Raw genomic sequence first — 26549 nt, forward strand, 5'->3', positions numbered from 1 at the left:
CTATCCCGAGACGGCCGGGCGCGATGCTGCAGCTGCTGCCGTCTCCTTGTCTGTCGCTTCGGCCGCGTTTCGTCTTTGCCAGACATAGACAGGAATACCAAGCATCAGCAACACGAGGCCATAGAGCACCGGTTCTGCTCCGGAACCGTAGAGGGTGAAGATCGCAAAGACAAAGGCGATGAGTTCGATCGCGCTTACTCTTGGCATTCGCCCGAGCGTCGCGCCGGCAACAAGAGTTCCGGCAAGCGAACAGAAGGCATAGGGAACGACGGCGGCCATTGTGCTCAGCCCCACCATCAAACGATAGACGGCGGCAAAGCCTTCTGAGCCAAGTGCCTGAACGAGCACCAGGATCGTTGCGAAAAGAGCTGAAATAACCATGCCCCATGCAGGCACGCCACGCGAGGAGAGCCGGGCAAAAAGCGGCGGAAATAGACCGTCGCGGGCCGCCGCCATCGGAACCTGCCCCATGAGAAGAGTCCAGCCATTGAGCGCACCGATCGAGGACACAAGCACGGCGATCGAGATTGCCAGCTCGCCCGGCCGGCCCCACATGACCCCCGCCGCCTGGGAAAAGGGCGCGACCGAATGGATGAGCTGTTCGCGGGGCAAGAGGCCCATCACCACGACAGTGCCAAGTACGTAAAGCGCGGCGGCGATCGATATCCCAAGTACGGTCGATCGCGGAATGGTCCGCTCCGCATTTTCGACGTCGCCGGCAGGAACTGTCGCCGATTCCAGGCCCAGATAGGCGAACATGGTGAGAGGCGCCAGCGTTGCAAATGACTGCAGCAGCGGCTGGCCGCTCGGGTTGAATTCGGCGAAATGCGATGTGTCGATATAAAGAAGGCCGATAATGGCAACGGCGCCGAAGGGGAGCAGCTTGGCATAGGTCGTGACCTGCGCGAAGAGGCCAGCGGCGTGGACGCCGCGAAGATTGACGAGCACGATCGCCCAGATGACGCCGAGCGTCAGTACCGTCGCGGTGAAGCGGTTACTGAGGGCAGGGAAGAGATCGACCATCACGCCGGTAAAGGCAATCGCGATCACGGGCAGCGATGTCCAGATGGAAATCCAATAACCCCAGGCGATGAGGAAGCCTGCGAAATCGCCGTAACCGAGCCGCGTATAGGCATAGGGACCGCCAACGGCGGGCACGAGCCTCGCCAGGCGCGCGAAAGTAAGGCCGAGGCAGATCGCCCCGGCACCCATGAGGATCCAGACGATGATCGCAAGGTTGCCGTAGGGCGCAACAGCGGCCGGCGAAAGGTAAAATCCGGACCCAACCATGTTTCCAACAACGATGGCTGTGCAGGCGCCAAGTCCAAGGCTCTTGCCATTCGACGAGGTTGTCATGAAATCCCTCCCGTGAGCCGGCTTCCGGAAGCCGATGGCTCTTCGGACCGCCTTCGAGCCGCGATTGTCGTTGCTAAAACGGGCTCCCGCAATCCGGATCAATGCGTAGTCTGACGGTCTGGTTTAGCCTTCGACATCAGGGTAAAGCAGCTACTCACAGTGCTGGAGGTGACGTTGATGTTGGGCGAGCAGGGGTTTCTCAGGATCTCGATTGCAGCCACCGTTGTGGTCGCGGTGCTCGGAGTTGTCTTCGGCATTCTGTCCGGCTCATTCTCCATCGCCTTCGACGGCGTCTATTCGCTGGCCGATGCGGCGATGACCGGGCTGGCACTTTGGGTTTCTACCCTGATCATCAAGTCGACGCAGAGCGATGCCCAGTCCGGCAGGATCCGAAACCGCTTCACCATGGGGTTCTGGCATCTGGAGCCGATCGTATTGATGCTCAATGGCTGCCTGCTGATGACGGTCGGTGTCTATGCATTGATCAGCGCGATCATCAGCATTCTGAACGGCGGCCATGAACTACGCTTTGGCATGGCGATCGCCTATTCCGCGGCAACCGTGCTTGTCTGCGCCATCATGGCTGTCCTCGGCATCCGGTTCAACCGCCGCATCAAATCCGATTTCATCTCGCTCGACATCAAGGCCTGGATCATGTCGGGCGGCATCGCGCTTGCACTGCTTATCGCATTTCTCATCGGCATGGCCGTCCAGGCGACACCTGTTGCCTGGGTCGCCAGCTATATGGACCCTGCGGTCCTGATCCTCGTCTGTCTTGTCATGATCCCACTCCCGATCGGCACGATCTGGAAAGCGCTAAGCGAAATCCTGCTGATCGCGCCTGTCGATCTGCAAGAGCACGTGGATCGCATCGCATCCGACACGGTGCGCCGCCTCGGCTTCGTCTCGCACCGCGCCTATGTCGCCCAGGTCGGCCGCGCCAAGCAGATCGAACTCTACTTCATCGTGCCCGAAGGGCTTCCCGCGAAAACTATCGAGGAGTGGGACGCGCTGCGCGACGAGATCGGCAATGCGATCGGTGATGAAAGCGCCAATCGCTGGCTGACCATTGCCTTCACCGCCGATCACGAATGGGCGGAATAGTCCCGGCACGAGGCTTCCCCCTTCGCCGTGAAATGCTTCCCGTCACGTTGATTGCAATCAACGACGCTGCACTACCCGTCATGTACCATCCTTCAACCTGAGATGCAGACGGCTGCATGGCGGCCGCAGCGTTTGACCCCTCGGTTTCTGGAGGAACGCATGGAATTCCAGACGGCATTTCCTATCGCTGTTATCGACGAGGATTTTGATGGCAAGAGTGCTGCCGGGCGCGGTATGCGCGATCTGGCGGCCGCCATCGAGAAGGAAGGATTCCGGATCGTCTCCGGCGTGTCCTATGAAGACGCCCGTCGTCTGGTCCATGTCTTCAACACCGAATCCTGCTGGCTGGTCTCCGTCGATGGAACCGAGGACAAGGCGACACGCTGGCAGGTGCTGGGCGAGGTTCTGGCTGCGAAGCGGCAGAGAAACGACCGTCTGCCGATCTTCCTCTTCGGCGACGACACGACCGCGGAAGATGTGCCTGCCGCAGTGCTGCGGCACGCCAATGCCTTTTTCCGGCTGTTCGAAGATTCGGCGGAATTCATGGCCCGTGCCATCGCGCAGGCCGCCCGCAACTATCTCGACCGGCTGCCGCCGCCGATGTTCAAGGCGCTGATGGATTATACGCTGGAGGGTGCCTATTCCTGGCACACACCTGGCCATGGCGGCGGCGTCGCCTTCCGCAAGAGCCCCGTCGGTCAGCTCTTCTATACGTTCTTCGGCGAAAACACGCTGCGATCGGATATTTCGGTATCGGTCGGCAGTGTCGGTTCGCTTCTCGATCATGTCGGGCCGATCGCCGAGGGCGAGCGCAATGCGGCGCGCATCTTCGGCACGGATGAGACCCTTTTCGTCGTCGGCGGCACGTCGACCGCCAACAAGATCGTCTGGCACGGCATGGTCGGGCGCGGCGATCTCGTGCTCTGCGACCGAAACTGCCACAAGTCGATCCTGCACTCGCTCATCATGACAGGCGCGACACCCATCTATCTGACGCCGTCCCGCAATGGGCTCGGCATTATCGGCCCGATCTCGAAGGATCAGTTCACGCCGGAATCGATCGCCGGCAAGATTGCCGCCAGCCCCTTTGCCGGGCAGACCAGCGGCAAAGTCAGGCTGATGGTCATCACCAATTCGACCTATGACGGGCTCTGCTACAATGTCGATGCCATCAAGGCGTCACTGGGGGATGCAGTCGAGGTGCTGCATTTCGACGAGGCCTGGTACGCCTATGCGAATTTCCACGAATTCTACGACGGCTTCCACGGCATCTCGTCGAACCAGCCAGCGCGGTCGCAAAACGCCATCACCTTTGCCACGCACTCGACGCACAAGCTGCTGGCCGCCCTGTCTCAGGCATCAATGATCCACATCCAGCATGCCGAGAACAAGCGCCTCGATGTCACGCGCTTCAACGAAGCCTTCATGATGCACACTTCGACCTCGCCGCAATATGGCATCATCGCCTCCTGCGATGTCGCCGCTGCGATGATGGAGCAGCCGGCGGGTCGCGCGTTGGTGCAGGAGACGATTGACGAGGCGATCAGCTTCCGACGGGCGATGAATGCTGTCAGGAAACAAACTGATGGAAGCTGGTGGTTCGATGTCTGGGAGCCGACGGTTGCCGAGCAGACGCCGAGTGACACTCATGCCGACTGGGTGCTGAAGCCCGATGACGCCTGGCATGGTTTTACTGGCCTTGCCGAAAATCATGTCATGGTCGACCCGATCAAGGTCACCATCCTGTCGCCCGGTCTCTCGGCAAGCGGGGTGATGGACGAGCACGGAATACCGGCTGCCGTCATCACCAAGTTCCTGTCTTCGCGGCGCATCGAGATCGAAAAGACCGGTCTCTACTCGTTCCTCGTCCTTTTCTCGATGGGCATCACCCGCGGCAAGTGGAGCACGCTCGTCACGGAACTCCTCAATTTCAAGGATCTTTATGATGCCAATACGCCATTGACCCGGGCGCTGCCGGCGCTCGCCGCAGCCCATCCGGAAGCCTATGCCGGCATGGGACTGAAGGATCTTTGCGAGCAGATCCATGCGATCTATCGCAAGGACGATGTGCCGAAGGCGCAGCGCGAGATGTACACGGTGCTGCCGGAAATGGCCCTGCGTCCCGCCGATGCCTATGACCGGCTGGTCAAGGGCAAGATCGAGAGCGTCGAGATCGACAATCTCATGAACCGCATCCTCGCGGTGATGATCGTTCCCTATCCACCGGGAATTCCCTTGATCATGCCGGGCGAGCGGATCACCCAGTCGACGAAGTCGATCCAGGATTACCTGCTTTACGCTCGTGACTTCGACAGCAAGTTCCCAGGTTTCGAAACCGATATTCACGGCCTTCGCTTCGCGCCCGGTGATGGCGGACGTCGCTACCTTGTCGATTGCATTGCAGGGGAGGGGCAGGAATGATCCCGCGTGATGTGAAGTCTCCGACGGTCGCCATACCCTTCCACAAGATGCTGAAGATCGTGGCGATCATCGACCGCGACAATTCTCAGGCACAGGCGCTCGTGTCGCAGATCACCGCTGACGGATTCGAGGTGGAGTTGCGCGACGACTATTCCGCCGATGTCTCCGAGGATGCTGATGTCGGCGCCTATATCGGCTCGGTCGAGGGCGGAAAGCTGCCGGCGGCACGCAGCTTTCTTCGTTCTGTGAGAGATATAGGCTTCCGCACGCCGATCTGGGCGATGGCCGATACGCTGACCATTGCCGACATGGATGTCGTCGAGATGGCCGGCGAGGTGGATGGTTTCGTCTATCTCGGCCAGCAGACGCCGACCTTCTATGCTAAGCAGATCGTCTCCAGCGCGGTCAATTACGGCAAGTCGCTGCTGCCGCCCTTCTTCGGCGGCATGATGGCCTATGATGGCGAGGCCAATATCGCCTTCGATTGCCCGGGGCATCAGGGCGGCCAGTTCTATCGGAAATCGCCGGCTGGGCAGCTTTTCTTCAAATATTTCGGCGAGAGCATTTTTCGAAACGACCTCTGCAACGCAGACGTCGATCTCGGCGACCTGCTGATCCATGAAGGCCCCGCCGTCGAAGCCCAGAAACAGGCAGCGCGCATCTTCGGCGCGGATCGCACCTACTTCATCCTCAATGGCACGAGCACCTCCAACAAGGTGGTGGCCAATGCCGTATTGCGCAGCGGCGATCTCGTGCTCTTCGACCGCAACAATCACAAGTCCCTGCATCAGGGCGCTCTCGTGCAAGCCGGCGCTATTCCGATCTATCTGCCGACCGCCCGCAATTCCTTCGGCATGATCGGTGCTGTCGATTGGGCGGCCTGGGACGAGGGCTGGCTGCGGCAGAAGATCGAGGAGCACCCGCTGGTCACCGACAAGAGCCGGGCGAAGGGTGAGAGGCCTTTCCGTCTCGCCTGTATCCAGCTCGCGACCTATGACGGCACGATCTACAATGTGCGGCAGGTCATGGAGAAGATCGGCCATCTCTGCGATTACGTGCTCTGGGACGAAGCCTGGATTGGCTATAACGCCTTTCATCCGCTCTTTGATGGCCATAGCCCGATGCGCCTCAAGGACCTCGGTGCCGACATGCCAGGTCTGTTTTCCACCCAGTCGGTCCACAAGCAGGGCGCAGGCTTCTCGCAGGCGTCACAGATCCACAAGCGGGACGAACATATCAGCGGCCAGCGCCGCTTCGTCGAACACAAGCGCTTCAATGAATCGCTGCTGATGCATGTTTCGACCTCACCCTTCTATCCGCTTTTCGCCTCGCTCGATGTCAACGCCAAGGTCCATGAGGGCAAGGCCGGCGAGATGCTGTGGGACCGCTGCATCGAACTCGGCATCGAGGTGCGCAAGAAGCTGCGCGGCTTCGTCAATCACTACGAGAGCAAGGCGGCAAGCCCCGAAGAACAATGGTTCTTCGATCCTTTTGTGCCGGACAGGCTTTCGGTTTCGGGCTCGAAGCACACCGGCGATCTCGCCGATACCAGATGGGAAGATATCCCGACCGATGTGCTCAAACGCGAGCAGCAATGCTGGCGGTTCGATCCGCAGGCGAAGTGGCATGGTTATTCGGGCTATGCGCCCGGCTACACCATGGTCGATCCGAACAAGCTTGCAATCCTGACGCCCGGTATCGACCGGAAAACCGGTGAATATCGCGAATTCGGCATTCCGGCGACTGTCGTTGCCAATTATCTGCGCGAGCAGAGGGTGGTGCCGGAAAAATGCGATCTGAACAGCCTGCTTTTCCTGCTTACCCCAGCGGAGGACGAGAGCAAGCTGAATACGCTCGTTGCCAAACTCGTCAAGTTTAAGAACCTGTGGGACCGAGACGCGCCGCTGCAGGAGGTGCTGCCGACCGTGTACGCGGCCAATCGCGAGCGCTATGCCGGCTATACCGTTCGCCAGGTTTGCCGGGAGATGCATTCCTTCTACCGCGAGGCCGGCGTCAAGGAACTTCAGCGTCTGTGCTTCCGTTCCGAGAGCTTCCCGGAGCCCGCAATTGCGCCCAAGCAAGCCTATGAAGCGCTGGTCGCCAACAATGTCGATTACGTACCGCTGACGGAAGCCGCCGGCCGGATCTCCGCGACGCTGGCGCTGATCTATCCGCCCGGTATCGGCGTGATCGTGCCCGGCGAGCGCTGGGACGATCGGGCGCGGCCGATGCGCGACTATTTCCTGGCCTTCGAGGAATCCTTCAATCGCTTCCCGGGCTTCAACTACGAGGTCCAGGGCGTGTTCCAGGAGCGGATCGATGGGCGGATCAAATTCCACACATATGTCGTGCGCGAGTAGGGGGTAGGGAGGATTTCGTCATGACCGATAACACGATGCATCTCGCGGCCGAGACCACGGCCAAGAAGAAGATGAACCTTGTGCAGCTCACCTTCATCGTCGCCGTCAACATGATGGGCTCGGGCATCATCATGCTTCCCGCCAACATGGCCCAGGTCGGTGCGATCTCGCTGCTGTCCTGGCTCGTGACCGCCGTCGGCTCGATGGCGATCGCCTATGGCTTTGCCCAGGCCGGGCTGTTCAACCAGCGCCCCGGCGGCATGTCCGCCTATGCGGAAGATGCCTATGGGAAGGACGGCTATTTCATGGTGTTCTTCCTGTATTTCCTGTCGCTTGCCGTCGGCAACGTGGCGATCGGCATTTCGGCTGTTGGTTATCTCGCCGGCTTCTTTCCGGCTCTGACCTCGACCCCCATCATGACCTGCCTGGCGCTGATCGTCCTTCTGTGGCTGACCACGGCCGCCAATTTCGGCGGACCGCGCATCACCGGCCGCATCGGGTCGATCACGGTCTGGGGCGTCATCCTTCCCGTCGGATTGCTGTCGATCATCGGCTGGCTGTGGTTCAGCTCCAGCACGTTCGCGGCCGCCTGGAACCCGAAAGGACTATCGCTTGCGCAAGGGATGGGATCGAGCATCTCGTTGACCCTCTGGGCCTTCCTAGGCATGGAATCGGCCGCACAGAATTCCGATGCCGTCGAAAATCCCAAGCGCGATGTGCCGCTCGCCTGCATGTTCGGGACGCTCGGTGCAGCCGTCATCTACATCCTGTCGACGACGGTCATTCAGGGCATCGTGCCGAATGCGGATCTCGCGACCTCCACCGGGCCGTTCGCGCTCGCCTATGCCACCATGTTCAACCCGACTGTTGGTTCGATCATCATGGCGCTTGCGGTGCTCGCCTGCCTCGGTTCGCTGCTCGGCTGGCAGTTCACGATTGCCCAGACGGCGAAGACCGCCGCCGACGAGCGGATGTTCCCGTCCATTTTCTCGCGGGTCAACGAGATGGGTGCACCGGTGCGGGGGATGATCATTCTCGGCATCGTGCAGACCTGCCTTGCCCTGATGACCATATCGCCGACGCTGAGCGAACAGTTCTCCGCACTGGTCAATCTCGCTGTCGTCACCAATGTGCTGCCTTACATCATCTCGCTGTCTGCGCTGTTCGTCATGATGAAGGCCGCCCGCGTGCCGCCGGCGAAATACAAGCTGAATGCCACGATCGCGCTTATCGGCATGGCCTATAGCGTCTTCGCCATCTACGCCTCCGGCAAGGATGCAGTGCTCGGCGGCATGATCGTCACAGGCATCGGTTTCATCATCTACGGCCTGATCGCCCCGCGCTTTTCCGGCGGCGTGAACCAGGCCCCGGCCGAATAACAGAGGGAGGACCAATCATGTCAAAGAGAAATGGTCGCCGGGCGGTGATCGCCGCCTCCGTCCTCGCTACAATGGCGGCATCGGCGCTCATCGCGCCCGCGCAAGCCCAGACGCTCGATCGCGTCAAGACGAGCACCGCGCTCAAGCTCGGCTACGATCCGGATGCCAGGCCCTTTTCCTTCAATTCGGAGCAGGGCAGGCCGGATGGTTATGCCGTCGCTCTTTGCAACAAGATTGCCGACAGTCTGAGAGCACAGCTGAACCTGTCGAAGCTCGATGTCGAATGGGTTCCCCTGTCCGGCGATGCCAAGACCACGGCGATCGAGAGCGGTGCAGCCGATCTTGTCTGCGGTGCGGAGCCGGTGACCTTGACGCGCCGCAAACTTGTCTCGTTCTCGATCCCGATCTTCCCGAGCGGCACCGGCGCATTGCTCAGCACCAGTTCTCCGCTGGCGCTGCGGGAGGTGTTGCAATATGGCGAACCGACAAGCCGACCCGTCTGGCGCGGTTCGCCGGCCCGCACGATCCTGGAACACAAGACATTCTCTTCGATCGCCGGCACAACAAGTGAAAGCTGGCTGACCGACAGGATCAAGACCTTCCAGCTCGCGGCGACCGCAACGCCCGTCAACAACTATCAGCAGGGTATCGAACGTGTGCTGGACGGCAGTTCGGCGGTACTCTTCGGTGATATGCCGGTCCTCATGGATGCTGCCGCCCGCAGCGACAATTCCGGCAATCTCATCGTCCTGCAGCGCCATTTCACCTACGAGCCGCTCGGTCTCGAATTGGCACGCGGCGACGAGGACTTCCGTCTCGCTGTCGATCGTGCCTTGAGCCAGACCTATGCGGCGCAGGATTTCCGAACCTTCTTCACCACGTGGTTCGGGCCACCGGATGAAGCAACGGTGACATTCTTCCAGCAGACGGCGCTGCCGGAATAACACCGCGATCGGTGGGAAATACGGCCGTCGAAAATGAAGGCGGCACGCTCCGGAGCAGGTCCGTCGACCTGCAACCCGTCTGCATGCCGCAGCAAGAAATATGGATGCAGCGAAACGGATGGGAGTGGTGGGGTGAGCCTCCTTTGGAAAGAAATTCGTCACAACCCGATGCTGTGGCTGCTCGTCGCAGTGCCGGTCGTCTTTGTCGCTGCGAGCGTTGCCCCCGAGGCGCACACGCTGCTGTTCATCCTCTCTGTGTTTGCGGTGATACCGCTCGCGGGTCTCCTCAGTCACGCGACTGAATCCGTAGCGGCAAAGACAGGCGATGCTGCCGGCGGGTTGCTCAACGCGACGCTTGGAAACCTGACGGAGCTCGTCATAGCACTGACTGCCCTTCGCGCCGGGCAATACACGCTCGTAAAATCATCCGTCGCCGGTGCGATCGTCACGAACACCCTATTCATGCTGGGAGCGTCGTTTCTGCTCGGCGGCCTCAAACATCACACGCAGGAGTTCAACCGCGCCAATGCCCGCCTCCAGGCGGGCTTGCTCTTCCTCGCCACGATCGGTCTGCTGATGCCATCGGCAGTTGCTTCCATGGATTCTGCATCGGCGACGGCCGTCATCCACAAGCTCAGCTTCGGCCTGGCGATCCTGCTTATTGTCGGATACGCGCTGGGCCTGCTGTTCACGCTCAAAACACATCGCGACGCTTTCGCCGCAGCCGAGCAAGCCCATGACGCCGAAGAGCCGCCGTGGCCGATCGGCATGGCCCTGGCCACGCTTGCTGGTGTCACAGTGCTGGTCGCGCTCGTCAGCGAGATCTTCGTCGAGTCAGTGCAAGAGGCCGCCAAGGTTTTCGGGATGACGCAAGCCTTTGTCGGCTTCATCGTCGTTGCGCTGGTCGGCGGTGCTGCCGAAATGGCTTCGGCCTTTTCCGGTGCGCGCAAGAACCGGCTCGACCTGAGTGTGGGCATTGCACTTGGAAGCGCGTCGCAGATCGCGCTCTTCGTCGCGCCCGTGCTGGTCCTCTTGAGCTATCTGATCGGTCCGACACCGATGGATCTGCAATTTGCGCCCGGCGTCGTGGTCATGGTTTTCTTGGCCACGATCACGGCAATGTTCGTCACCAATAGCGGGCGTTCGGCATGGTTCATCGGCATGCTGGTGCTGATGGTCTACATGATCTTTGCCATGACGCTTTATGTTCTGCCCGATCAGACATCGTGATGCGGGCCGGCGGAGGCAAATATGCCAATGAAACCTGGTCGTGAATTGACCCATCGACAAATGCGGCGTCTGTTCTTCACCACACTGGTAAGGCAGCTTCGCGTGATCTGGCCAATCGTATCAGGGGTGGTCCTTGTGATGATCGGATGCGGGCTTGCAATCTGGCGCATCGAAGACTGGCGCCTCGATGAGGCTCTCTATTTCACGTTCGTGACGGGCCTGACCATCGGCTACGGCGATTTTACTCCCAAACATGTTTCGGCGCGGGTATTGTCGTTGGTCATCGGCTTCGCAGGAATTGTGCTGACCGGCATTGTCGCCGCAGTCACTGTAAAGGCCTTGAACGCTGACGATTGGGAGCCCTGATGCCCTCTTCGTTTACGCCGCACTGTGCAGAGCGCAATTCGATCTCTTGTAATGTGATCCAACGGAACCATTCTTACGAATAAATTTTCGGTAACCAATCGGGAACGGCCGGCGTTCCCCTGAGTTCGTACGATTTGCGGGGGTGCGCAAATATACGGAGCTGCCTTATGAGCCGAGAGCGTGGACGAAGGAAATTGATGCTCCGACTGCCTGATATTCGTCATCGTCTTTCTGGCATCGCCAGCGAGACACTTGGTGAAATGTTTGAAGCCTACGATCTTGCCGTCGATGCACTGGATCGGTTCCGCAATCAGCGCCCGCGTGAAGACAGGCTGATTACGGAATATGAGCAGCTCTGCCTTGAAATAGAGCAGGAGGTTCTCGTCTACTGCACCGACCGCTGAACCTGTCCGTCGAAGCCGGCAGCGAGTTCATGCTCGGATCCGGTTGACGCTGCCGCTGGCCAGGCCCAGGCTCGCAGCAATTCGTAAAAGACGCTGAGGACTACGGGCCCCAGGAACAACCCGAGAAGCCCGTGCGATAGCGTACCGCCGATGACCCCGATCAGGATCACGAGCATCGGGGTTGAGAGACCGCGCGACATCAATATGGGCTTCAGGACATTGTCGACCACCGTGATCGGTATCGCCAGGCAGGTAAAGATAAGTGCGGTGCCATAGGACCAGGAAAACCAGGCCCAAACGATCATGGGCAGAAGCACCAGCCCAGGACCCAATTGCATCACGCAGAGCATGAAGACGGCAAAGGTCAGCGCACCGCGTGCGGGGATGTCGAAAAAGGCAAAGCACAAACCGCAAAGCAGCGTCTGCAGGAAGGCGACGCCAATGACGCCGCGCGAGACATTCCGCACCGTACTTCCGGCAAGCCGGGCAAAGCCGACGCCTTTTTCGCCGCCGATCCGGTTTGCCAGCAGCTGCACTGCCGCAGCAAGTGGCGTGGCCCGCGTCAGAAACAGGCCGGAAAGCAGGATCGAGGCAACGAAACTCAAGACACCGCCGCCGACCGAAGCGAGCTTTGCCACGATGACGCCCATCACTTCGCGGATAGGCGCTTGAAACTTGATGATGGTAGAAGCCAGGTCGCCGGCAATCTGGTTCCATGTATTATAGATGCGCTCGCCGATGACGGGCCATTCCTTGATGGCAGCCGGGGCGGCAGGCAAGGTGAAGTCTTCCGTCCGCAACTTGCCGATCAACGCCTGCACAGTGTCGGCGAAATTGACGGCGACGAGGGCAAGCGGGGCAATGATCAGGACGAGGCAACTGACGACGATGACGATCGACGCGATCACCGGCCTGTTGCCGATCAGCCGCGAGAGTGCATCGAACATCGGAAACAGCGCCACGGCAAGGATAGCCGACCAGATGACGATCAGCGCGAAAGGAGCGATAAGCTCCAGTGTCCAATAGGCAAAAAGCCCTATAATGCCCAATCGAACGAGATCGCTGACGCGCGCCTCGATCGAAAATTGCCCCGCACCGCTCGGTTGCGGGGCCGTATCATTGACCTGCTCCATGGCTACATCCATCCCCGGCATGTAGAGCCGGACCCATCGTCATGACGTCGTGTCGGGCACGACATGCCGGATTGCGCGATCCTCGACATAGGCCGACGGGCGCTTCTGGCGCTTCCCAAGATCCGGCGCCTCGAATTTCACACGCTCATAAGGGATCGATTGCAGAATGTGCGAGATGCAGTTGATCCGCGCCCGCTTCTTGTCATCCGAAGGCACGATCCACCACGGCGCGTGATTGCTGTCGGTCATCCGCAGCATCTCGTCATAGACGCGCGTGTAGTCCCACCAGCGTTGGTAGGATTCGACATCCATGGGGCTGAGTTTCCATTGCCGCAGAGGATCGTCGATCCGGCGTCTGAAACGCCGTTCCTGCTCTTCTTCGCTGACCGTCAGGAAATATTTGAGCAGGATGACGCCGCTTTCGACGATGGCGGCCTCGAACCGCGGTGCGAGCTCAAGGAAGCGCTGTGCCTTCTTGTCGCTGGCGAAGCCCATGACCCGATCGACTCCGGCACGGTTATACCAGCTGCGATCGAAGATCACGATTTCGCCGGCGGCTGGCAGATGGGCGATGTAGCGCTGCATGTAGATCTGCGATTTCTCGCGGTCGGTCGGCGCGGGCAGGGCGATCACCCGGAAGACGCGCGGGCTGACCCTTTCCGTTATGCGCTTGATCATCCCGCCCTTGCCGGCAGCATCACGTCCTTCGAAGACGATGACGATCCGTGCGCCGGATTTTTTGACCCAGGCTTGCAGATGGGCCAATTCCACCTGCAGGCGGCTGATCTCCTTCTCGTAATCCCATGACTTCTTTTTCTTCTTGCCCTTGCCGGTGCGGGGCTCCTCGCCATCGGCGAGTTGCGGCTCGTAATTCTCGTCCATGTCTCTCCCTCCTTCTGTCATCACGGGGCAGCGCTTGCCGGTGCGGCATTGCCGATCTGGTCGATATCGCCGATCAGCGTTCGCAGGGCCTCTTCTCTGCCATTGAAAATATTCTCGGCGCCGACTGTCTTGATGATCCCGGCCCGCTCGAGAATGGCGCGGCTTTCATCGCTGAGATCGGCGAACGCAAAGATGATGTTTCGCTTCACAAGCAATTCCGCCACGGCCTCGAGTGCGGTGGCGCCGGTGCTGTCGATTTGCGTGATGGCGCTGGCATCGAGCACCAGGCATTTGGTGTCGGCGGGAAGTTCCTTTGCGACCGACATCAGCCGGATGCGCACATAGTCGGCATTGTAAAACAGGATACTGCCCTGAACCGCGAAGACGGCGGCGCCCGGGACGGGGCGTGCCTCCGGGTAGCGCTGAAGGTCGAAGAAGCCATGCCGGCCTTCGATGCGGCCAAGCAGGCCGTCGCGCGGAAACATGGTCTGGCGCAGTAGATAGACGAAGGTCGCGCCGACGGCGACGATCACGCCGTTGAGGACGCCAAAACTGATAGCTCCCCACATGGCGATCAGTGCAAAGACGAACTCCATGCGGCTGATGCGCCAGATTTTCTTGAGCTCGCGAATATCGATCAGGCTGATGGCCGCCGCCACGAGAATGGCCGCAAGTGCAGGGATCGGAAGAATCCGCAACGCGCCATGCAGGAAAACCAGTGCCGCGATCAGCGTCGCCGCCGAAACGAGCCCGGCGAGCTGCGAAACGCCGCCCGTCGACAGGTTTATGGCGGTACGGGAATCCGATGCGCTGATCGGAAACGAGCCGAAAAGGCCCGGGGCGATATTGGCAGCACCAAGCCCGATCAGCTCCTGATTGGCATCGACCTCTTCGCCGGTCCGCGATCCGAAGCTGCGCGCCGTCACGATACCGGCGCCGAAGCTGACGAGGAAGATCGTGACCGAGCCGATCATGAGTTTGTCGAGAGGCATCTGATAGAAAGCCGGCAGGGAAAAACTCGGCAACCCGCTTGGGAGGTCGCCGACGACGGCAATACCCCGACCACGAAAATCGAAGAGCGCCGAAAGGATAACTGAGATAACGACGACCAGGACGGGACCGGGGATTTTCAGATTGAAGCCACGGACGGTCCAGAGCAACGCGAACATGGCAGTGCCGAGGATAAGCGAAGGCCAGTGAATCAGGCTGCTCTTGGCGAAGATCTCGACAAGCGGCGAGACCAACCCGTCGGATTCGATTTTTACGCCCGTAAACCGACCGATCTGTCCGATCAGGATCGAGAGAGAGACGCCGGCAAAGAAACCGACCAGGATGGGGCGGGACAGGAAGCTCGCGAGAACGCCGAGCCGCAGCAATTTTGCTGCTAGGCAGCAAATGCCGACCCCCAGCGCAAGCGCCGAAGCGACCGCAACCCGATCGACATCGCCTCCCGCCGGTGCGGCAGCAATGATGGTGCCCATCGCCGCTGCCAGCACGGTCATCGTCGCAGCATCGGGCCCGACGATCAGGAGCCGGGAAGGCCCGAAAATCGCATAGGCGACCGGCGCGACAATACTGGCATAGATGCCTGTCTCCGGCGGCAGCCCCGCGATGGCGGGATAGGCGATAGCGCTCGGCAGACCGACGGCGGCGATCGACAGCCCGGCCGGGATATCACTCCGGAACCAGGCCTTGTTGAAACCGGCTAGGCCCCGCAACATCGGAAGACTGCCTATCACCGCGGACTCCTATCGCGTTGTCATGTTTCCTTACGCCCCTCCCAGCACCTTATGCTGGCTGCCAAAATCGTCATGAACCGGCTCAGTGCTCCAGGAACACGTAGTTCATCCAGCTGCTCATGCGCAGCAGCACCTTTCGGAGAACTGCAACATGGTGCCAGTAATGCGTATAGACCGCGACCTCTGCGACTACGCCGCCGGGCAGCTGATACGCATCGGTGCTTTCGAGCAGCTCGATACGCGCCAGAGTTTGTCCGGGCGAAAGCCGCTCGGGTGATTGCGGGTCGATCAGCGCACCGCCGGGCTGCAATTGGCCTTGGGCCATAACGTCGATGACCTCCTGAACGCGCGCCTTGAATATCTTGCCGGGGACGGCCTTGAATGCGACTTCAGCATCGTCACCGACGCGAACGCGCTGCAGCGAATTCTGGATGAATGCTGCGGCCAGCATGCGATCCTGACTGTCGATGAAGACCATGACTGGTCGGAGTGGCAGTGGATTGGCCATCATTCCGGGCCGGAGGAAAACCTGCGTGACATAGCCGTCGGTCGGCGCCCGCACGGTTGTCTGGTCGAGTTCGTACTCGGCATTGTCCAGTTCGGCCTTTATCCGTGCGACGGTCGGGTTCGTGCCGTTGATCTCGGACTCATAGGCAAGCTTTGCCTGCACGGCCTGCGCCCGCGCCGTATCCACCGCAGCTTCTGAAGTCAGATAGATGCCGCGCCGGTTTTCGACCTCGAGTTCGGAGTAGACGGCACCCCGGCCGCTCGACTTTGAATTCTCGTTCGATTGCTGGAATTTTTCGAAGGCTTGCAAGGATCTGTCCCGAGAAGCTTCGGCCCCCGTGACTGCCGCATTGGCGGCATCCAGCGCCGCCTTCAATTGCAGGACGGACTGTTCAGCTTCGGCAAGAGCTGCTTTCTTTTGGTCGACCGTGAACTGGTAGGGTCGCGGATCTATGCGAAAGAGAACGTCGCCTTTTTTCAACGGCGTATTCGCAGTGACAGGCACTTCGACAACCTGGCCTCCTACCGTCGGAATAACCGGAGCCGACGTGAAATAGATGCGCCCGTCGCTCGAATAGGGGTGGTTGTAGCTCATCAGAAGCAGGAGGGCTGAGATGAGGAATATCCCGCCAAGAACGGCAGTTGCGAGCGTCCACTGGTTTACCGGAATCCTGAATATCTTGAATATCGTCCAGCAGATCGCAGCGTAGGTGAGTATCAGGAGCAGATCCATCAGGCGTGCTCCCTCTCCGGGCTATGTGCCTCGAGTTCGGCAATCCGGGCATGAAGACGGGCAATTTCTGCATTCGCTTCTGCTTCCGCCGACAGCTTTCCATCCGTGCGAATGCCCCAACCGCGATCCTCGCGGTAGAGGGTGGCCCAGATGAACAGGAACGGCCAGATTGCATGGAGGGTGAAGAGGCTGACCCATCCGGCAACATGGATGGCGTCCTGATGCGGATGATTGCGCGCTTTGGCCATGAGGTGAGGAATGTCGTGGATTGCGATCACCGCGTAGAAAAGGGTGACGAAGACAAAGACCAGGACGCCCAAGGCAAAATAGTCGAGAAACACGGTCGCTCCCTTCGGGCTGGCCTTGCCGAGCCGTTTGATCGCTGTCGAGGGCAGAATATTAGGCCTGTTTTCATGCTGAGGCCCGTAGCATCGCGTAAGCTCTATTGAAGCGTTGGAAACTCTGCCGTTTGTGGGGACCATCTCCACGTGAGAGCAATAGGGCGGGATCAGAGCAACAGCGGTCATGCCGGCATTGCCACTCGGGACTGCCGCGGTTTTTCAAAAGCCGGCTAACGTAGGATCGTGTATTTTACGTCTGCTGCCGATCGCCCTGTTATATAGTTTCCTCATCTGCTTAGCGCAGTTTGATGGCGGGGGCGGGGATGGTGTCGGGAGAACAAGGTTCGACATATTTGTCCGCCCTCGAGACGGCTGAGACTTATTTTCCCGACCAGAAGCGGCTGGTGCAGCGACTTTTCTATATCAATGAGCCATTTCACAGCATGTGTGAGGATCTCACCGCTGCGGCGCAGGCTCTAGCGCATGTCGAGAGGCTACCGGAGGCAGTTCGGGAGGCGCGGCGACTGGAATATGCGGGTCTCGTCGATGCCCTGTTGAAAGAGATGGGGGAGGCGATCGCCCAATCGAAAATCGTAATGCTCAGGCGGTCCCCGCAGACCGGCCCGAAATTTCCGTAAGCGTATCTGTCATTCAATTGTCCAAGGGAGGTACGTGCGTGATGAAAGCATTGTCCCACAAACTGCTTGGTGGGTTATCGGCGTTGGCAATCATTGCGCTGCAGCCGACGTTACCGGCACGAGCCCAGACGCAAGCCCCGGCTCCTGCTGCGGCGGCGCCCGCGCAGGCGGCTGCCGAGCAACCGGCGGCCACGCTTCTGTCGGAGGACGAGCTCGAAGTGCTTGTGGCGCGGATCGCTCTCTATCCGGATGAACTGGTCGCAGCAATTTCCGCCGCCTCACTCTTTCCTCTCCAGATCATCGAGGCGCAGCGCTTCCTGGAAGCAAAAAAGAAGAATTCCGATCTCAAGCCCAAGAGTGATTGGGACGGCAGCGTCGTTTCCCTGCTCAATTACCCTGACGTCGTCAAGATGATGAGCGAGGATCTCGACTGGACCCAATCGCTCGCCGATGCGCTCACCAATCAGCAGAAGGACGTCCTGATTGCCATCCAGCAGCTTCGCGACGAGGCGGTTGAAAAGAACATCATCAAGACGGATGACAAGGTGACGGTCGTAACCGAAAACGACAATATCATCATCCGGCCGACGGATCCGGAAAAGATCTATATCCCGCAATATCCGCCGGAAATGCTCTACGAACCGGGTTATACCTCGGCGCCGATCTCCTATTATCCCAATTATTACGACAACTATTATTACCCTGGGGCCGCGTTCTTTGCTGGCGCCGTGACCGGCCTCGCCTGGGCGGCTGTCGTCAACTGGGATGACTGGGGTGTCTGGGGCGGCCGCTGGGGTGGCGATATCGATATCGACTGTAACAACTGCCTGAACGACCGCAACTTCAATGGAAAGCTCAAGTGGAATGATGTCGACTGGAGCAACGTCGACCGCAGCAAATTGAGCATCGGCAAGGACCAGCTTTCGAAGCTGGACCGTTCGGCGATCAAATCCGGCCTGCAGGCTGACAATCGCAACCAGCTGCGCAACAGGGCAAACGATATTCAGGCTGCCCAGAGGCCCGGTAATCGCGCCAATTCAGTGCGTGCGGACGATATCCGCAAGAGCACGGCACAGGGCCTGAAGGATCGCCCAGCGGCAGGAAACCGCCCAGCGGCAGGAAACCGGCCATCGGCAGGGGATCGCCCATCAGCAGGAAATCGACCAACGGCAGGAAATCGGCCTGCAGCTGGCCGGCCGGAGGCACGTCCTCAGAAGGCGGCCAATCGCCCGTCCAAACCCGCGCAGAGATCCGCCAACAGGCCCAATAAACCGCAGATGGCCGCCAGGCCCGACAATAGGGGGCGTCAACCGAGCGCACTTGGGAATGTCCAGTCCGGCCGGCGCGAAGCTGTCGCCTCGAAACGAGGATCGCAGAGCATGGGCGCCCATCGTCAGTCCGCTCGCCCCGCACAGCATCGGCCTCGCCCGCAGGGCGGCGGCGGGCGTGGCGGTGGTGGTGGCGGCAGACGGCGGTGAGACCTTTTTTCAGCTCAGGGAGTTACATCATGAGACGCCAATCGACCGTAATTCCGCTCATGTTCGCGGCGGCGCTTTGCGCAATGCCGGCTGCGCCGGCGCTTTCGCAAGTACAGACAGATCTCGCCGGATATGTGGCGGCAACCCCCTCACCGAAATTCGACACGCCGGAGCTTGCGCTCGACAAACTGAAATCGGTGCTCGGTTCCGGCAATATCGAAGATCTCGCAGCTCTGCTTGGCCTAAAGGCGGACAAGCTGCGTTCCAGCAACGAGGCGGTGATCGCTTACGGATTGATCCGCGAGGGCGCGGAACGGCAGGCGATCCTGCGGGATTTCGACGGCAAAAAGATTGTTGCGATCGGCGATCGGCTCTGGCCGCTGCCGTTTCCGGTGACCGAAGACAAGGACGGCAAATGGTCCTTTGACACCGAACGCGGCCTCGAAGAGATTACCAATCGTCGTATCGGTGAAAACGAACTCGCCACCATCGACACGATGCACGAATATGTCGCGGCCCAATACCAATATGCATCCGAGGACCGCGATGGCGATGGCATTTATGAATTCGCGAAGAAATTGATCAGCAGTCCCGGCAAGCTTGACGGCCTGTACTGGGATCCGAACGTCTATCCCGAAGAAAGTCCGGCAAGCGCGCTCGTCGAGACCGCCGCTTTCGGTGCCGCCAAGCGCGGGGAGGGCTATTTTGGCTATCGCTACCGCATTCTGACGTCTCAGGGTGACAACGTGCTCGGGGGCAAGCAAAGCTACATCATCAACGGTTATATGACCGGCGGCTTTGCACTGATTGCCTGGCCGGTCAAATACAGGGTCACAGGCGTGCAGACATTCGTGATCAATGGCGCCAACATCATCTACCAGCGTGATCTGGGCCCCAAAACGGAAGAGCGCGCAGCAGCGATCAAGGATTTCAACCCGGACGCCAGCTGGACCGTGGTAAGCGAATAGAAGTTCAGCCGGCGGCGTTCGACGCTGCCGGCGAAAAGCGCAAGGCAGCTGCCATAGCGCGGTTGGAGTATCGCTTCCTGCCCGTGACCTCGCGACCCAGCCATTGCGGCAGGTTCGGTTGCTCATCCTCGCTCGCCATTTCGATCTCGGCGAGCGTCAGTCCCTCATATGCGCCGGCAAAGACATCCACATCCCAGCTCTTGCCATCATGGAGAACACGGTAGCGGGTCTTTTCGATGACGCGGCCTCCCGCATGGAGCAGGAGATCCCGGGCCTCATCGACCGGAATCTCATACTCATATTCCTCTCGGGCAAGGCCCGGCGTGCGAAATTTGATCGTTAGACGTGCAGAGCAGCCATCGATCAGGCGGACACGGACAGGGTTTTGATCGCGCCGGCAAAGGTAGGCCTGCTGCAGCAGATGCGGGGCGCCGGCGAAAGCGCGCCAGCTATCGTTGCGGACCAGGACCTTTCGCTCGATCTCGGTCGCTTTCAATCCGATATTCCTTCGCTCATGCCTGCTGTTATGGGTCAGTCGAGAGGCGGTTCCCAAGTGAGAAAGAAACCCACATCTCCGGGCATGCCGTCGGGAAAATTGATGATCATCGCCTTGAGGCCATAACCCTGCGGCTTGGCGACCTCCTCGAACAGTTCGAGAAGTTCTTTTGCTTTACCCTGCAGCGTCTTCTGCCAGCCGGGCAGGTTGTTATTAATGGCGCGGCCGCTATCACTGCAGAATGTAGATGGAAAACTGTATATCAGGGCCTCGTACTTGCCGTCCGCCGCCGCTTTCATCACCAGCCGTTTAATGACGGCGCGTTCCGTTTCTCCGATCTGTTTGCGGAAGAAATCCTCTACGAAATCGGCATGTTTCTTTGCTTCACGTGATTTGATCTTTTCGTTGCGCTCCATTTCCAGAAGCTGGAGTTCCAGAGCACGTTTGCGCAGGTCCTCTGCGCTTGTCATAGATTGGGATGTGGACGTCTCAGGTGATGTCATCGCCGCCTCCTCCAGAATGAGGATGATGATAGAGCGCGCGCGGGGACGAGGGCAGTAAAATACACGTCCATTGCGGTAGGATACGGTATCTTACGCCGACCGATGACCGCCTGCAGTAACCTTGACGTCATACGGTCGATTCTTGAAATCCTTCCGTTAAATTAGCCTTTTCTATTAAATCACGTTGCCGCGGTGACGACATGGGATTATCGTCGGTGGCAGCATACTGCAGGTTGTGATCAATCGGATTCGAGGGCGCCGATGACAAATGCAGGCATTGACAGGGCTTGCGGCAGCGCACCTTCTCAGGAGGAGGTGCTGCAGCAACTTGAGCGCATCCTATCCAGCCCGGAGTTTCGACTTCCCGAGCGGGCGGGGCGATTCCTTGAATTTGTCGTAAACGAGACACTTGCGGGCCGTCGCGATTATCTGAAGGCCTTTACCATCGCCCAGGCGGTTTTCGGCAGGGATGCGAACTTCGATGCCCAGCAGGATCCATGTGTCCGCATCGAAGCCGGGCGGCTGAGGCGGGAACTGGAACATTATTATCTGACCGCCGGCAGCTCTGACCGGATCGTCATCACGGTTCCCCGTGGTGGCTACGTACCGGTCTTCGATGTGAGACAGGATATCGAGGATGCGGATGTCTCAAGCTTCGGACAAGAACCTCAGCCTTTATCGGGAGGAGATGACGCCGGGCGGGTCAACGTCATCAGGAACACGACTAGCCGGGCCGCAGCGAGCAGGCATCTGTCGCGCTCCCGATATTGGCTGATTGCGGGGGGTGTCGGGATCGTCCTCGCCTCTGTGGCTGTGATGCTCGAACATGTCAGCCCGTTCGACACGAACACCAAAGCGGCGAGGGGTGTAACCAGTCGCCCAACCATCGTTGTCGAGCATTTTGAAAGTGCCTCCGATGACGGACATGCATCCGATATCTCTCGTGGCATCACCGACGACATCATCGAAAAACTCGTCCCCTTCAACGATATTGTCGTGGTCGCTCCGCTGCCACGCAATCGAGAAGGCCAGGCGTCGGCGCAGCCGCTCTATGCTCTCCAGGGAAGCGTGCGGTTGGAAGGCAGCACCCTGCGCTCAACTGCCAGGCTCGTGCGACGGGTGGATGGAGTGGTCATCTGGGCCAACAATTACGATGCCGACATGAAAGTGCAGGGCATCCTGAAAACCCAGGCGAGTCTTGCGGAACATATCGCGACGGCGGTGGCACGGCCGTTCGGCGTCATATTTACGGCAGACACTGCCAGCATCGCTGGGGGCTCGGACGCCTTTTCCTGCATTCTCTCCTACTATAGCTATCGCAGCGAGATGACCGTGAAGACCCATGATGTTGCGAAGTCTTGCCTGCAGCGGGCCATCGAGAAGACGCCCGATGATTCCAATGTTGCCGCCTTCCTCTCGCTGGTCCATCTCGACGAGTTCCGCTTTCCGTACCAGTTGAACACCAATCCGACCGCCGCCACACTCAATCTTGCAAAGGAGCTTGCCGAACGCGCCGTACAACTCGACCAGAAGAATGCGCGCGCCCTTCAGGCGTTGATGCTCGCCGACTTTTTCAGCAATGACATGGTTGCGGCCCTGCGCGCCGGCGAAGCGGCCTATGCCAGCAATCCGAACGACACGGAAGTGGCGGGGGAATATGGCTTGCGTCTGTCGATGTCGGGAGAATGGAGCAGAGGCTGTGAATTGATTTCCGAGGCCATCAACAGGAACGCCGGGCCACGTGGCTATTACGAAGTCGGGATGGCGCTCTGTGCGTTCATGCGGGGTGACACGCAAGCCGCGGAACTTTGGTCGCGCATGTCGGATCTGAACTACAACCCGATGCATCGCCTCGTCTTGCTCTCCATCCTCGGGACCCTTGGGAAAACGGCCGAGGCAAAGGAGCAACTCGATTGGATCCAGCTCCGGTCACCCGCACTGATCCCGAACGTCGGGCGCGAAGTCGCCAAGCGGCTCGCCCGGACCGAAGACCAGGAGCGTTTCCTTGCTGGGTTGAAAGCCGCCGGCATGCCTGTTTCGGTTGCCAAGGCGTCTCTCAATTGAAGTGAGCATCGTCTCTGGTGCCGTGACCACAGCACTGGAGACGAAGATCTAGCGACACGTCTCCTTGAGCTTTTACATCTATCACGATCAGACTTAGTGGCCCGATTCCGAAATGCCTCTCGGCTGGGCTAGCGGCAGCATGCCGCGATAGATGCCCGGGTCCGAGCCTTCGATCGGGATTGCCCCGACGCTTCGACGGTAGAACTCCATCGGACCAGCGCCCCCGATTACCCCGTAGGCGTAGCCGTGCGCGTACATATCGAGAAGCGTGGTCAGCAGCAGAGCGTGGCCGACACCTTTGCCGCGGGCAGTCGTATCGACGCCGGTCGGCCCGAAAAATCCCTTGGCGGTTGCGTCGTGGCAGGCAAAGCCGATGAGTTCGTCGTTCTGGATTGCGATGAAGCAAGTGGGCGGCTGGCGCATGGTGGCAACCGTCGCTTCCGCGACCCAGCCGGATCCGAAGCGCGGCTCGATCCAAGCCGTCAGAGCGCTCAACTCCGGCGCAAGGACACGCCGGATGGTGATACCCTGTTCGGCGATGCGTTTATCGAGCGCAGGATCGGCCTTCAGCTCGTAGAGTTTTACCAGCATGTCCATGGTTTAGTCCTTTGTCAGCCCTTGATGGCGCCTGCCGTCAGGCCGGCAACTATACGTCTCTGGAAGATCAATACGACGATGATCAGCGGCAGCGTTACGGTAACGGACGCGGCCATGATCTGACCGAACGGATATTCGTACCGGCTATTGCCTGCGATCAGGCCGATCGCAACCGGCACGGTCCGGTTCTCGTCCGTCAGGGTGAAGGTCAATGCAAAGAGGAACTCGTTCCAAGCCAGAATGAAGGCAAGAATGCCCGTGCTGGCAAGCGAAGGTCCCATGAGCGGCAACAGGATCTTCATCAGAATTCTGAAATGTGAGCAGCCGTCGATGATCGCGGCCTCTTCGAGTTCCCGCGGAAACTCGCGGATGAAGGTGGTCAGGATCCAGGTCGTGAAAGGCACGGTCGACAGGAGATAGGTGAGGACGAGCACGCTTGGTCGATTGAACAGGCCCATCCAGTTGATCAGCTCGAACATGCCAGAGAGAACGACGACCTGCGGGAAGATCGAGATCATCAGCACGATCATGAGAATGGTGCGCCGTTGCGGAAAGTCGATGCGCCCCAGCGCGTAAGCGGCGCTGAGCCCGATGACGAGCGACAGGAACGTAGTTGAAACTGCGACATAGGCGGAGTTCAGAAGCGAGCCCATGAAAACGGGATTGTCGAGCAACTGGCGATAGTAGGTGAAGTCGAACGCCGGCATCAGCGCCGATTGATAGAGCGCCGAACCCTGCTTCGTCGAGGAAACGAAGGCCCAGTAATAGGGAAACAGCGTGTAGAACAGGACGAGCAGAAGGGCCAGGATCTGCAAGCTTCGCACGACGCGGCGCCGCATCCTGAAATAGGAGGCAGGCCTGCGGACGGTCTTCGGGATGATTGCATCGGCCATGTCGCTCAGGTCCCCGCGGCTCTGTCGAGGCGAAGGACCCCGATGATGATGATGGCGACAAGCGCGACGAGCAGGAAGACCCAGGTCGATGCCGCTGAGCCGATGCCGAGCTCCTGGAAGCTGATCAGCCGGTCGCGCGCGTAGATGGAGACGGTCATGACGCTCTCGTTGCTCGCCGCCATCACATAGGCAAGGTCGAACATCCTGAGCGCATCGAGGGCGCGGAAGAGGACCGCTACGCCGATCGCCGGGCGCAGCATCGGCAGGGTGATCGACCAGAAACGCTTCCAAGCCGGAATGCCATCGACCTCCGCTGCCTCGAATATCTCCGACGATATCAGTTGCAGGCCTGCCAGGATAAGCAGAACCATGAACGGGGTCGTCATCCACACGTCGACGAAGATCACGACGCCCATAAGGAGCGATCCGCTCGCCGTCCACGGAATGCCATGATCGATGAGGCCAAGCCCGATGAGGAGCTTGTTGATAACGCCGAACTGGTCGTTGAGCATCCATTCCCAGATCTTCGTCGAGACGACGACCGGGATCGCCCAGGGCACGAGGATGGCGGCGCGCGCCAGCCCGCGGCCGGGAATGGCTTCATTGACGAGGAGCGCGATCGCCAGGCCGAGGACCGTCTCGATCGCGACCGAGATGACCGTGAAGATCAGCGTATTCTTGACGGCAATCCACCAGCTGCGGTCGTTGATGACTTCAAGGAAGTTGTCGATCCCCGTCATTGAATAGACGGAGGGGTCGTCAAGATAGGCATCGGTGAAGGCGAAGAAGAAGGTGCGGCCGAGCGGCCAGAGTGCGACGACCAGCATGACGATGATAACCGGCAGCAGAAACAGCCAGGCCGCACGATGATCGCGGCGGGCAAGCCGGGCACTCATTGCCGTGCTCCTTCGATCACGCCGGCCTGGCGGTTGAGAATGAGGCGTTTTCCATCGGCAGCGAAGGCAAAGATCGCAGTATCCCGGAAATTGAGGCCGACCTCCGTGCCGATCAGTTCCCTCGGCGGCTCGACATTGACGCGGATGACCCAGATGACGTCGCCGTTGATGCGGCAGTAGGCAAAATGCTCATGGCCAAGATCCTCGATACGTTCGAGCACGCAGGTCATTCGTCCGTCTCCAGCGTTCACCAGCTGGATCGCCTCCGACCGTATGCCGATTTCGGCGATAGTTTGGCCCTCGGGGCCTGCATCGATAACGAGGCCGCCCGGGCCGGTCACCTTGGCTGAAGCTGACTGAACGGGCAGGAAGTTCATCCGGGGGCTGCCGATGAAGCCTGCGACAAACCGGTTGTCGGGGCTGTGGTAGAGTTCCTTCGGCGTGCCGACCTGCTCAATACGTCCGTGATTGAGAACGACGATCCGGTCGGCAAGCGTCATTGCTTCCGATTGGTCATGGGTGACATAGATCATCGTCGTCTTCAGATCATCGTGGAGCTTGGCGATCTCCATGCGCATCTCCATACGCAGATCCGAATCGAGATTGGACAGCGGCTCATCGAAGAGGAAGATTTCGGGCTGGCGCACCAAGGCTCGGCCGATCGCAACGCGCTGGCGCTGTCCGCCGGACAACTCGCGGGGCCGGCGTTCGAGCAGATGATCGACCTTCAGCATCCGTGCGACCGACCGCACTTTCTCGCTGATCGCGGCCCTGTTCATGCCGAGGGTTTCAAGCGCGAAGCCGATATTCCGCGCAACGTTCATATGCGGATAGAGCGCGTAAGACTGGAAGACGAAGGCTACGCCTCTCTGGGAGGCGGGCACATCAGTCACGTCGTCGCCACCGATCCTCACCACGCCATTCGACGCGGAGATCAGGCCGGCGACGATGCGAAGAAGCGTTGACTTGCCGCAACCGGAGGGACCGACGAAAACGACAAACTCGCCGTCGATGATCTGCAGGTCGACATTCTGGATAACAGTATGCGTACCAAAATTCTTCGAAACGGATTCGAGCGAAACCGATGCCATTGTTCACCTGGGGGTATGAGACGGCA

General features: G+C 59.7%; 24 protein-coding genes. 12 read left to right on the forward strand and 12 right to left on the reverse strand.

Going from position 1 to position 26549, the window contains the following annotated elements:
• Positions 1 to 1356 (reverse strand): amino acid permease, encoded by a 1356-nt coding sequence (locus LVY75_03655; GenBank protein XAZ21063.1) that lies wholly within the window; start codon positions 1354 to 1356, stop codon positions 1 to 3.
• A gap of 177 nt (positions 1357 to 1533) precedes the next feature.
• Here LVY75_03655 and LVY75_03660 point away from each other — a divergent pair, with 177 nt between their 5' ends.
• From LVY75_03660 to LVY75_03695, 8 genes are all read left to right on the forward strand, one after another.
• The gene (locus tag LVY75_03660) at positions 1534 to 2460 is read left to right on the forward strand and encodes a cation transporter (GenBank protein ID XAZ21064.1); all 927 of its coding nucleotides are present in this window, start codon (positions 1534 to 1536) and stop codon (positions 2458 to 2460) included.
• 159 nt (positions 2461 to 2619) lie between these two features.
• On the forward strand, positions 2620 to 4881 hold the full coding sequence (locus LVY75_03665) for a lysine decarboxylase (protein ID XAZ21065.1): 2262 nt from the start codon (positions 2620 to 2622) through the stop codon (positions 4879 to 4881).
• Positions 4878 to 7241 carry an ornithine decarboxylase gene (gene speC / locus LVY75_03670; GenBank protein ID XAZ21066.1) on the forward strand — a complete coding sequence of 788 codons (2364 nt, stop codon included), beginning with the start codon at positions 4878 to 4880 and terminating at the stop codon, positions 7239 to 7241. The genes LVY75_03665 and speC overlap by 4 nt, the downstream gene beginning before the upstream one ends.
• Before the next feature lie 20 nt (positions 7242 to 7261).
• Complete coding sequence (potE, locus tag LVY75_03675) at positions 7262 to 8620, forward strand: putrescine-ornithine antiporter (GenBank protein ID XAZ21067.1); 1359 nt, start codon at positions 7262 to 7264, stop codon at positions 8618 to 8620.
• 71 nt (positions 8621 to 8691) lie between these two features.
• A complete protein-coding gene (locus LVY75_03680) occupies positions 8692 to 9564 on the forward strand; it encodes an amino acid ABC transporter substrate-binding protein (protein ID XAZ21314.1) in 873 nt (290 codons plus the stop codon).
• Between the two features lie 132 nt (positions 9565 to 9696).
• Positions 9697 to 10794, forward strand: a complete 1098-nt coding sequence (gene cax, locus LVY75_03685) for a calcium/proton exchanger (protein ID XAZ21068.1) — start codon at positions 9697 to 9699, stop codon at positions 10792 to 10794.
• A gap of 21 nt (positions 10795 to 10815) precedes the next feature.
• Entirely contained in the window at positions 10816 to 11160 is a 345-nt protein-coding gene (locus LVY75_03690) for a potassium channel family protein (protein ID XAZ21069.1), read from the forward strand.
• Between the two features lie 167 nt (positions 11161 to 11327).
• Positions 11328 to 11564: a hypothetical protein gene (locus LVY75_03695; protein XAZ21070.1), complete on the forward strand. Its 237-nt coding sequence runs from the start codon at positions 11328 to 11330 to the stop codon at positions 11562 to 11564.
• On the opposite strand, the gene LVY75_03700 is transcribed toward LVY75_03695, so the two are convergent.
• The 5 genes from LVY75_03700 to LVY75_03720 all read right to left on the reverse strand — a co-directional run bounded on the left by LVY75_03700 (position 11546) and on the right by LVY75_03720 (position 16899).
• Positions 11546 to 12697, reverse strand: a complete 1152-nt coding sequence (locus tag LVY75_03700) for an AI-2E family transporter (GenBank protein XAZ21071.1) — start codon at positions 12695 to 12697, stop codon at positions 11546 to 11548. The two genes, LVY75_03695 and LVY75_03700, sit on opposite strands and share 19 nt — an antisense overlap.
• A 39-nt stretch (positions 12698 to 12736) precedes the next feature.
• Positions 12737 to 13579 carry a polyphosphate kinase 2 gene (gene ppk2, locus LVY75_03705; protein XAZ21072.1) on the reverse strand — a complete coding sequence of 281 codons (843 nt, stop codon included), beginning with the start codon at positions 13577 to 13579 and terminating at the stop codon, positions 12737 to 12739.
• Between the two features lie 20 nt (positions 13580 to 13599).
• Complete coding sequence (locus tag LVY75_03710; protein XAZ21315.1) at positions 13600 to 15300, reverse strand: SulP family inorganic anion transporter; 1701 nt, start codon at positions 15298 to 15300, stop codon at positions 13600 to 13602.
• A 100-nt stretch (positions 15301 to 15400) separates the two neighbouring features.
• Complete coding sequence (locus LVY75_03715; GenBank protein ID XAZ21073.1) at positions 15401 to 16558, reverse strand: HlyD family secretion protein; 1158 nt, start codon at positions 16556 to 16558, stop codon at positions 15401 to 15403.
• Complete coding sequence (locus LVY75_03720) at positions 16558 to 16899, reverse strand: DUF3302 domain-containing protein (GenBank protein XAZ21074.1); 342 nt, start codon at positions 16897 to 16899, stop codon at positions 16558 to 16560. The genes LVY75_03715 and LVY75_03720 overlap by 1 nt, the downstream gene beginning before the upstream one ends.
• Positions 16900 to 17222: 323 nt before the next feature.
• Between LVY75_03720 and LVY75_03725 the strand changes: the two genes are divergently transcribed.
• Genes LVY75_03725 through LVY75_03735 form a run of 3 tightly spaced genes read left to right on the forward strand, consistent with a single transcriptional unit; the run spans position 17223 to position 19983 of the window.
• Positions 17223 to 17537: a hypothetical protein gene (locus LVY75_03725; protein ID XAZ21075.1), complete on the forward strand. Its 315-nt coding sequence runs from the start codon at positions 17223 to 17225 to the stop codon at positions 17535 to 17537.
• Between the two features lie 41 nt (positions 17538 to 17578).
• Positions 17579 to 19015, forward strand: coding sequence for a DUF3300 domain-containing protein (locus LVY75_03730; protein ID XAZ21316.1), 1437 nt, complete (start codon positions 17579 to 17581; stop codon positions 19013 to 19015).
• A gap of 29 nt (positions 19016 to 19044) precedes the next feature.
• A complete protein-coding gene (locus tag LVY75_03735) occupies positions 19045 to 19983 on the forward strand; it encodes a DUF2950 domain-containing protein (GenBank protein ID XAZ21076.1) in 939 nt (312 codons plus the stop codon).
• A gap of 4 nt (positions 19984 to 19987) precedes the next feature.
• Here the strand turns inward: LVY75_03735 and LVY75_03740 are convergent, their stop codons facing one another.
• The gene (locus tag LVY75_03740; protein XAZ21077.1) at positions 19988 to 20479 is read right to left on the reverse strand and encodes a CYTH domain-containing protein; all 492 of its coding nucleotides are present in this window, start codon (positions 20477 to 20479) and stop codon (positions 19988 to 19990) included.
• 35 nt (positions 20480 to 20514) lie between these two features.
• The gene (locus tag LVY75_03745; GenBank protein XAZ21078.1) at positions 20515 to 20982 is read right to left on the reverse strand and encodes a hypothetical protein; all 468 of its coding nucleotides are present in this window, start codon (positions 20980 to 20982) and stop codon (positions 20515 to 20517) included.
• A 261-nt stretch (positions 20983 to 21243) separates the two neighbouring features.
• On the opposite strand from LVY75_03745, the gene LVY75_03750 reads away from it, so the two are divergent.
• Entirely contained in the window at positions 21244 to 23046 is a 1803-nt protein-coding gene (locus LVY75_03750) for a hypothetical protein (protein XAZ21079.1), read from the forward strand.
• Between the two features lie 93 nt (positions 23047 to 23139).
• On the opposite strand, the gene LVY75_03755 is transcribed toward LVY75_03750, so the two are convergent.
• From LVY75_03755 to LVY75_03770, 4 genes are read right to left on the reverse strand one after another with little or no spacing between them, the layout of a single operon-like run.
• Complete coding sequence (locus tag LVY75_03755) at positions 23140 to 23643, reverse strand: GNAT family N-acetyltransferase (protein ID XAZ21080.1); 504 nt, start codon at positions 23641 to 23643, stop codon at positions 23140 to 23142.
• A 14-nt stretch (positions 23644 to 23657) separates the two neighbouring features.
• Complete coding sequence (locus LVY75_03760) at positions 23658 to 24536, reverse strand: carbohydrate ABC transporter permease (protein XAZ21081.1); 879 nt, start codon at positions 24534 to 24536, stop codon at positions 23658 to 23660.
• Between the two features lie 5 nt (positions 24537 to 24541).
• Complete coding sequence (locus LVY75_03765) at positions 24542 to 25432, reverse strand: sugar ABC transporter permease (GenBank protein XAZ21082.1); 891 nt, start codon at positions 25430 to 25432, stop codon at positions 24542 to 24544.
• The gene (locus LVY75_03770; GenBank protein XAZ21083.1) at positions 25429 to 26523 is read right to left on the reverse strand and encodes an ABC transporter ATP-binding protein; all 1095 of its coding nucleotides are present in this window, start codon (positions 26521 to 26523) and stop codon (positions 25429 to 25431) included. The genes LVY75_03765 and LVY75_03770 overlap by 4 nt, the downstream gene beginning before the upstream one ends.
• Between the last annotated feature and the right edge of the window lie 26 nt (positions 26524 to 26549).

The sequence above is a fragment of the Sinorhizobium sp. B11 genome, assembly GCA_039725955.1.
Taxonomy (GTDB): domain Bacteria; phylum Pseudomonadota; class Alphaproteobacteria; order Rhizobiales; family Rhizobiaceae; genus Rhizobium.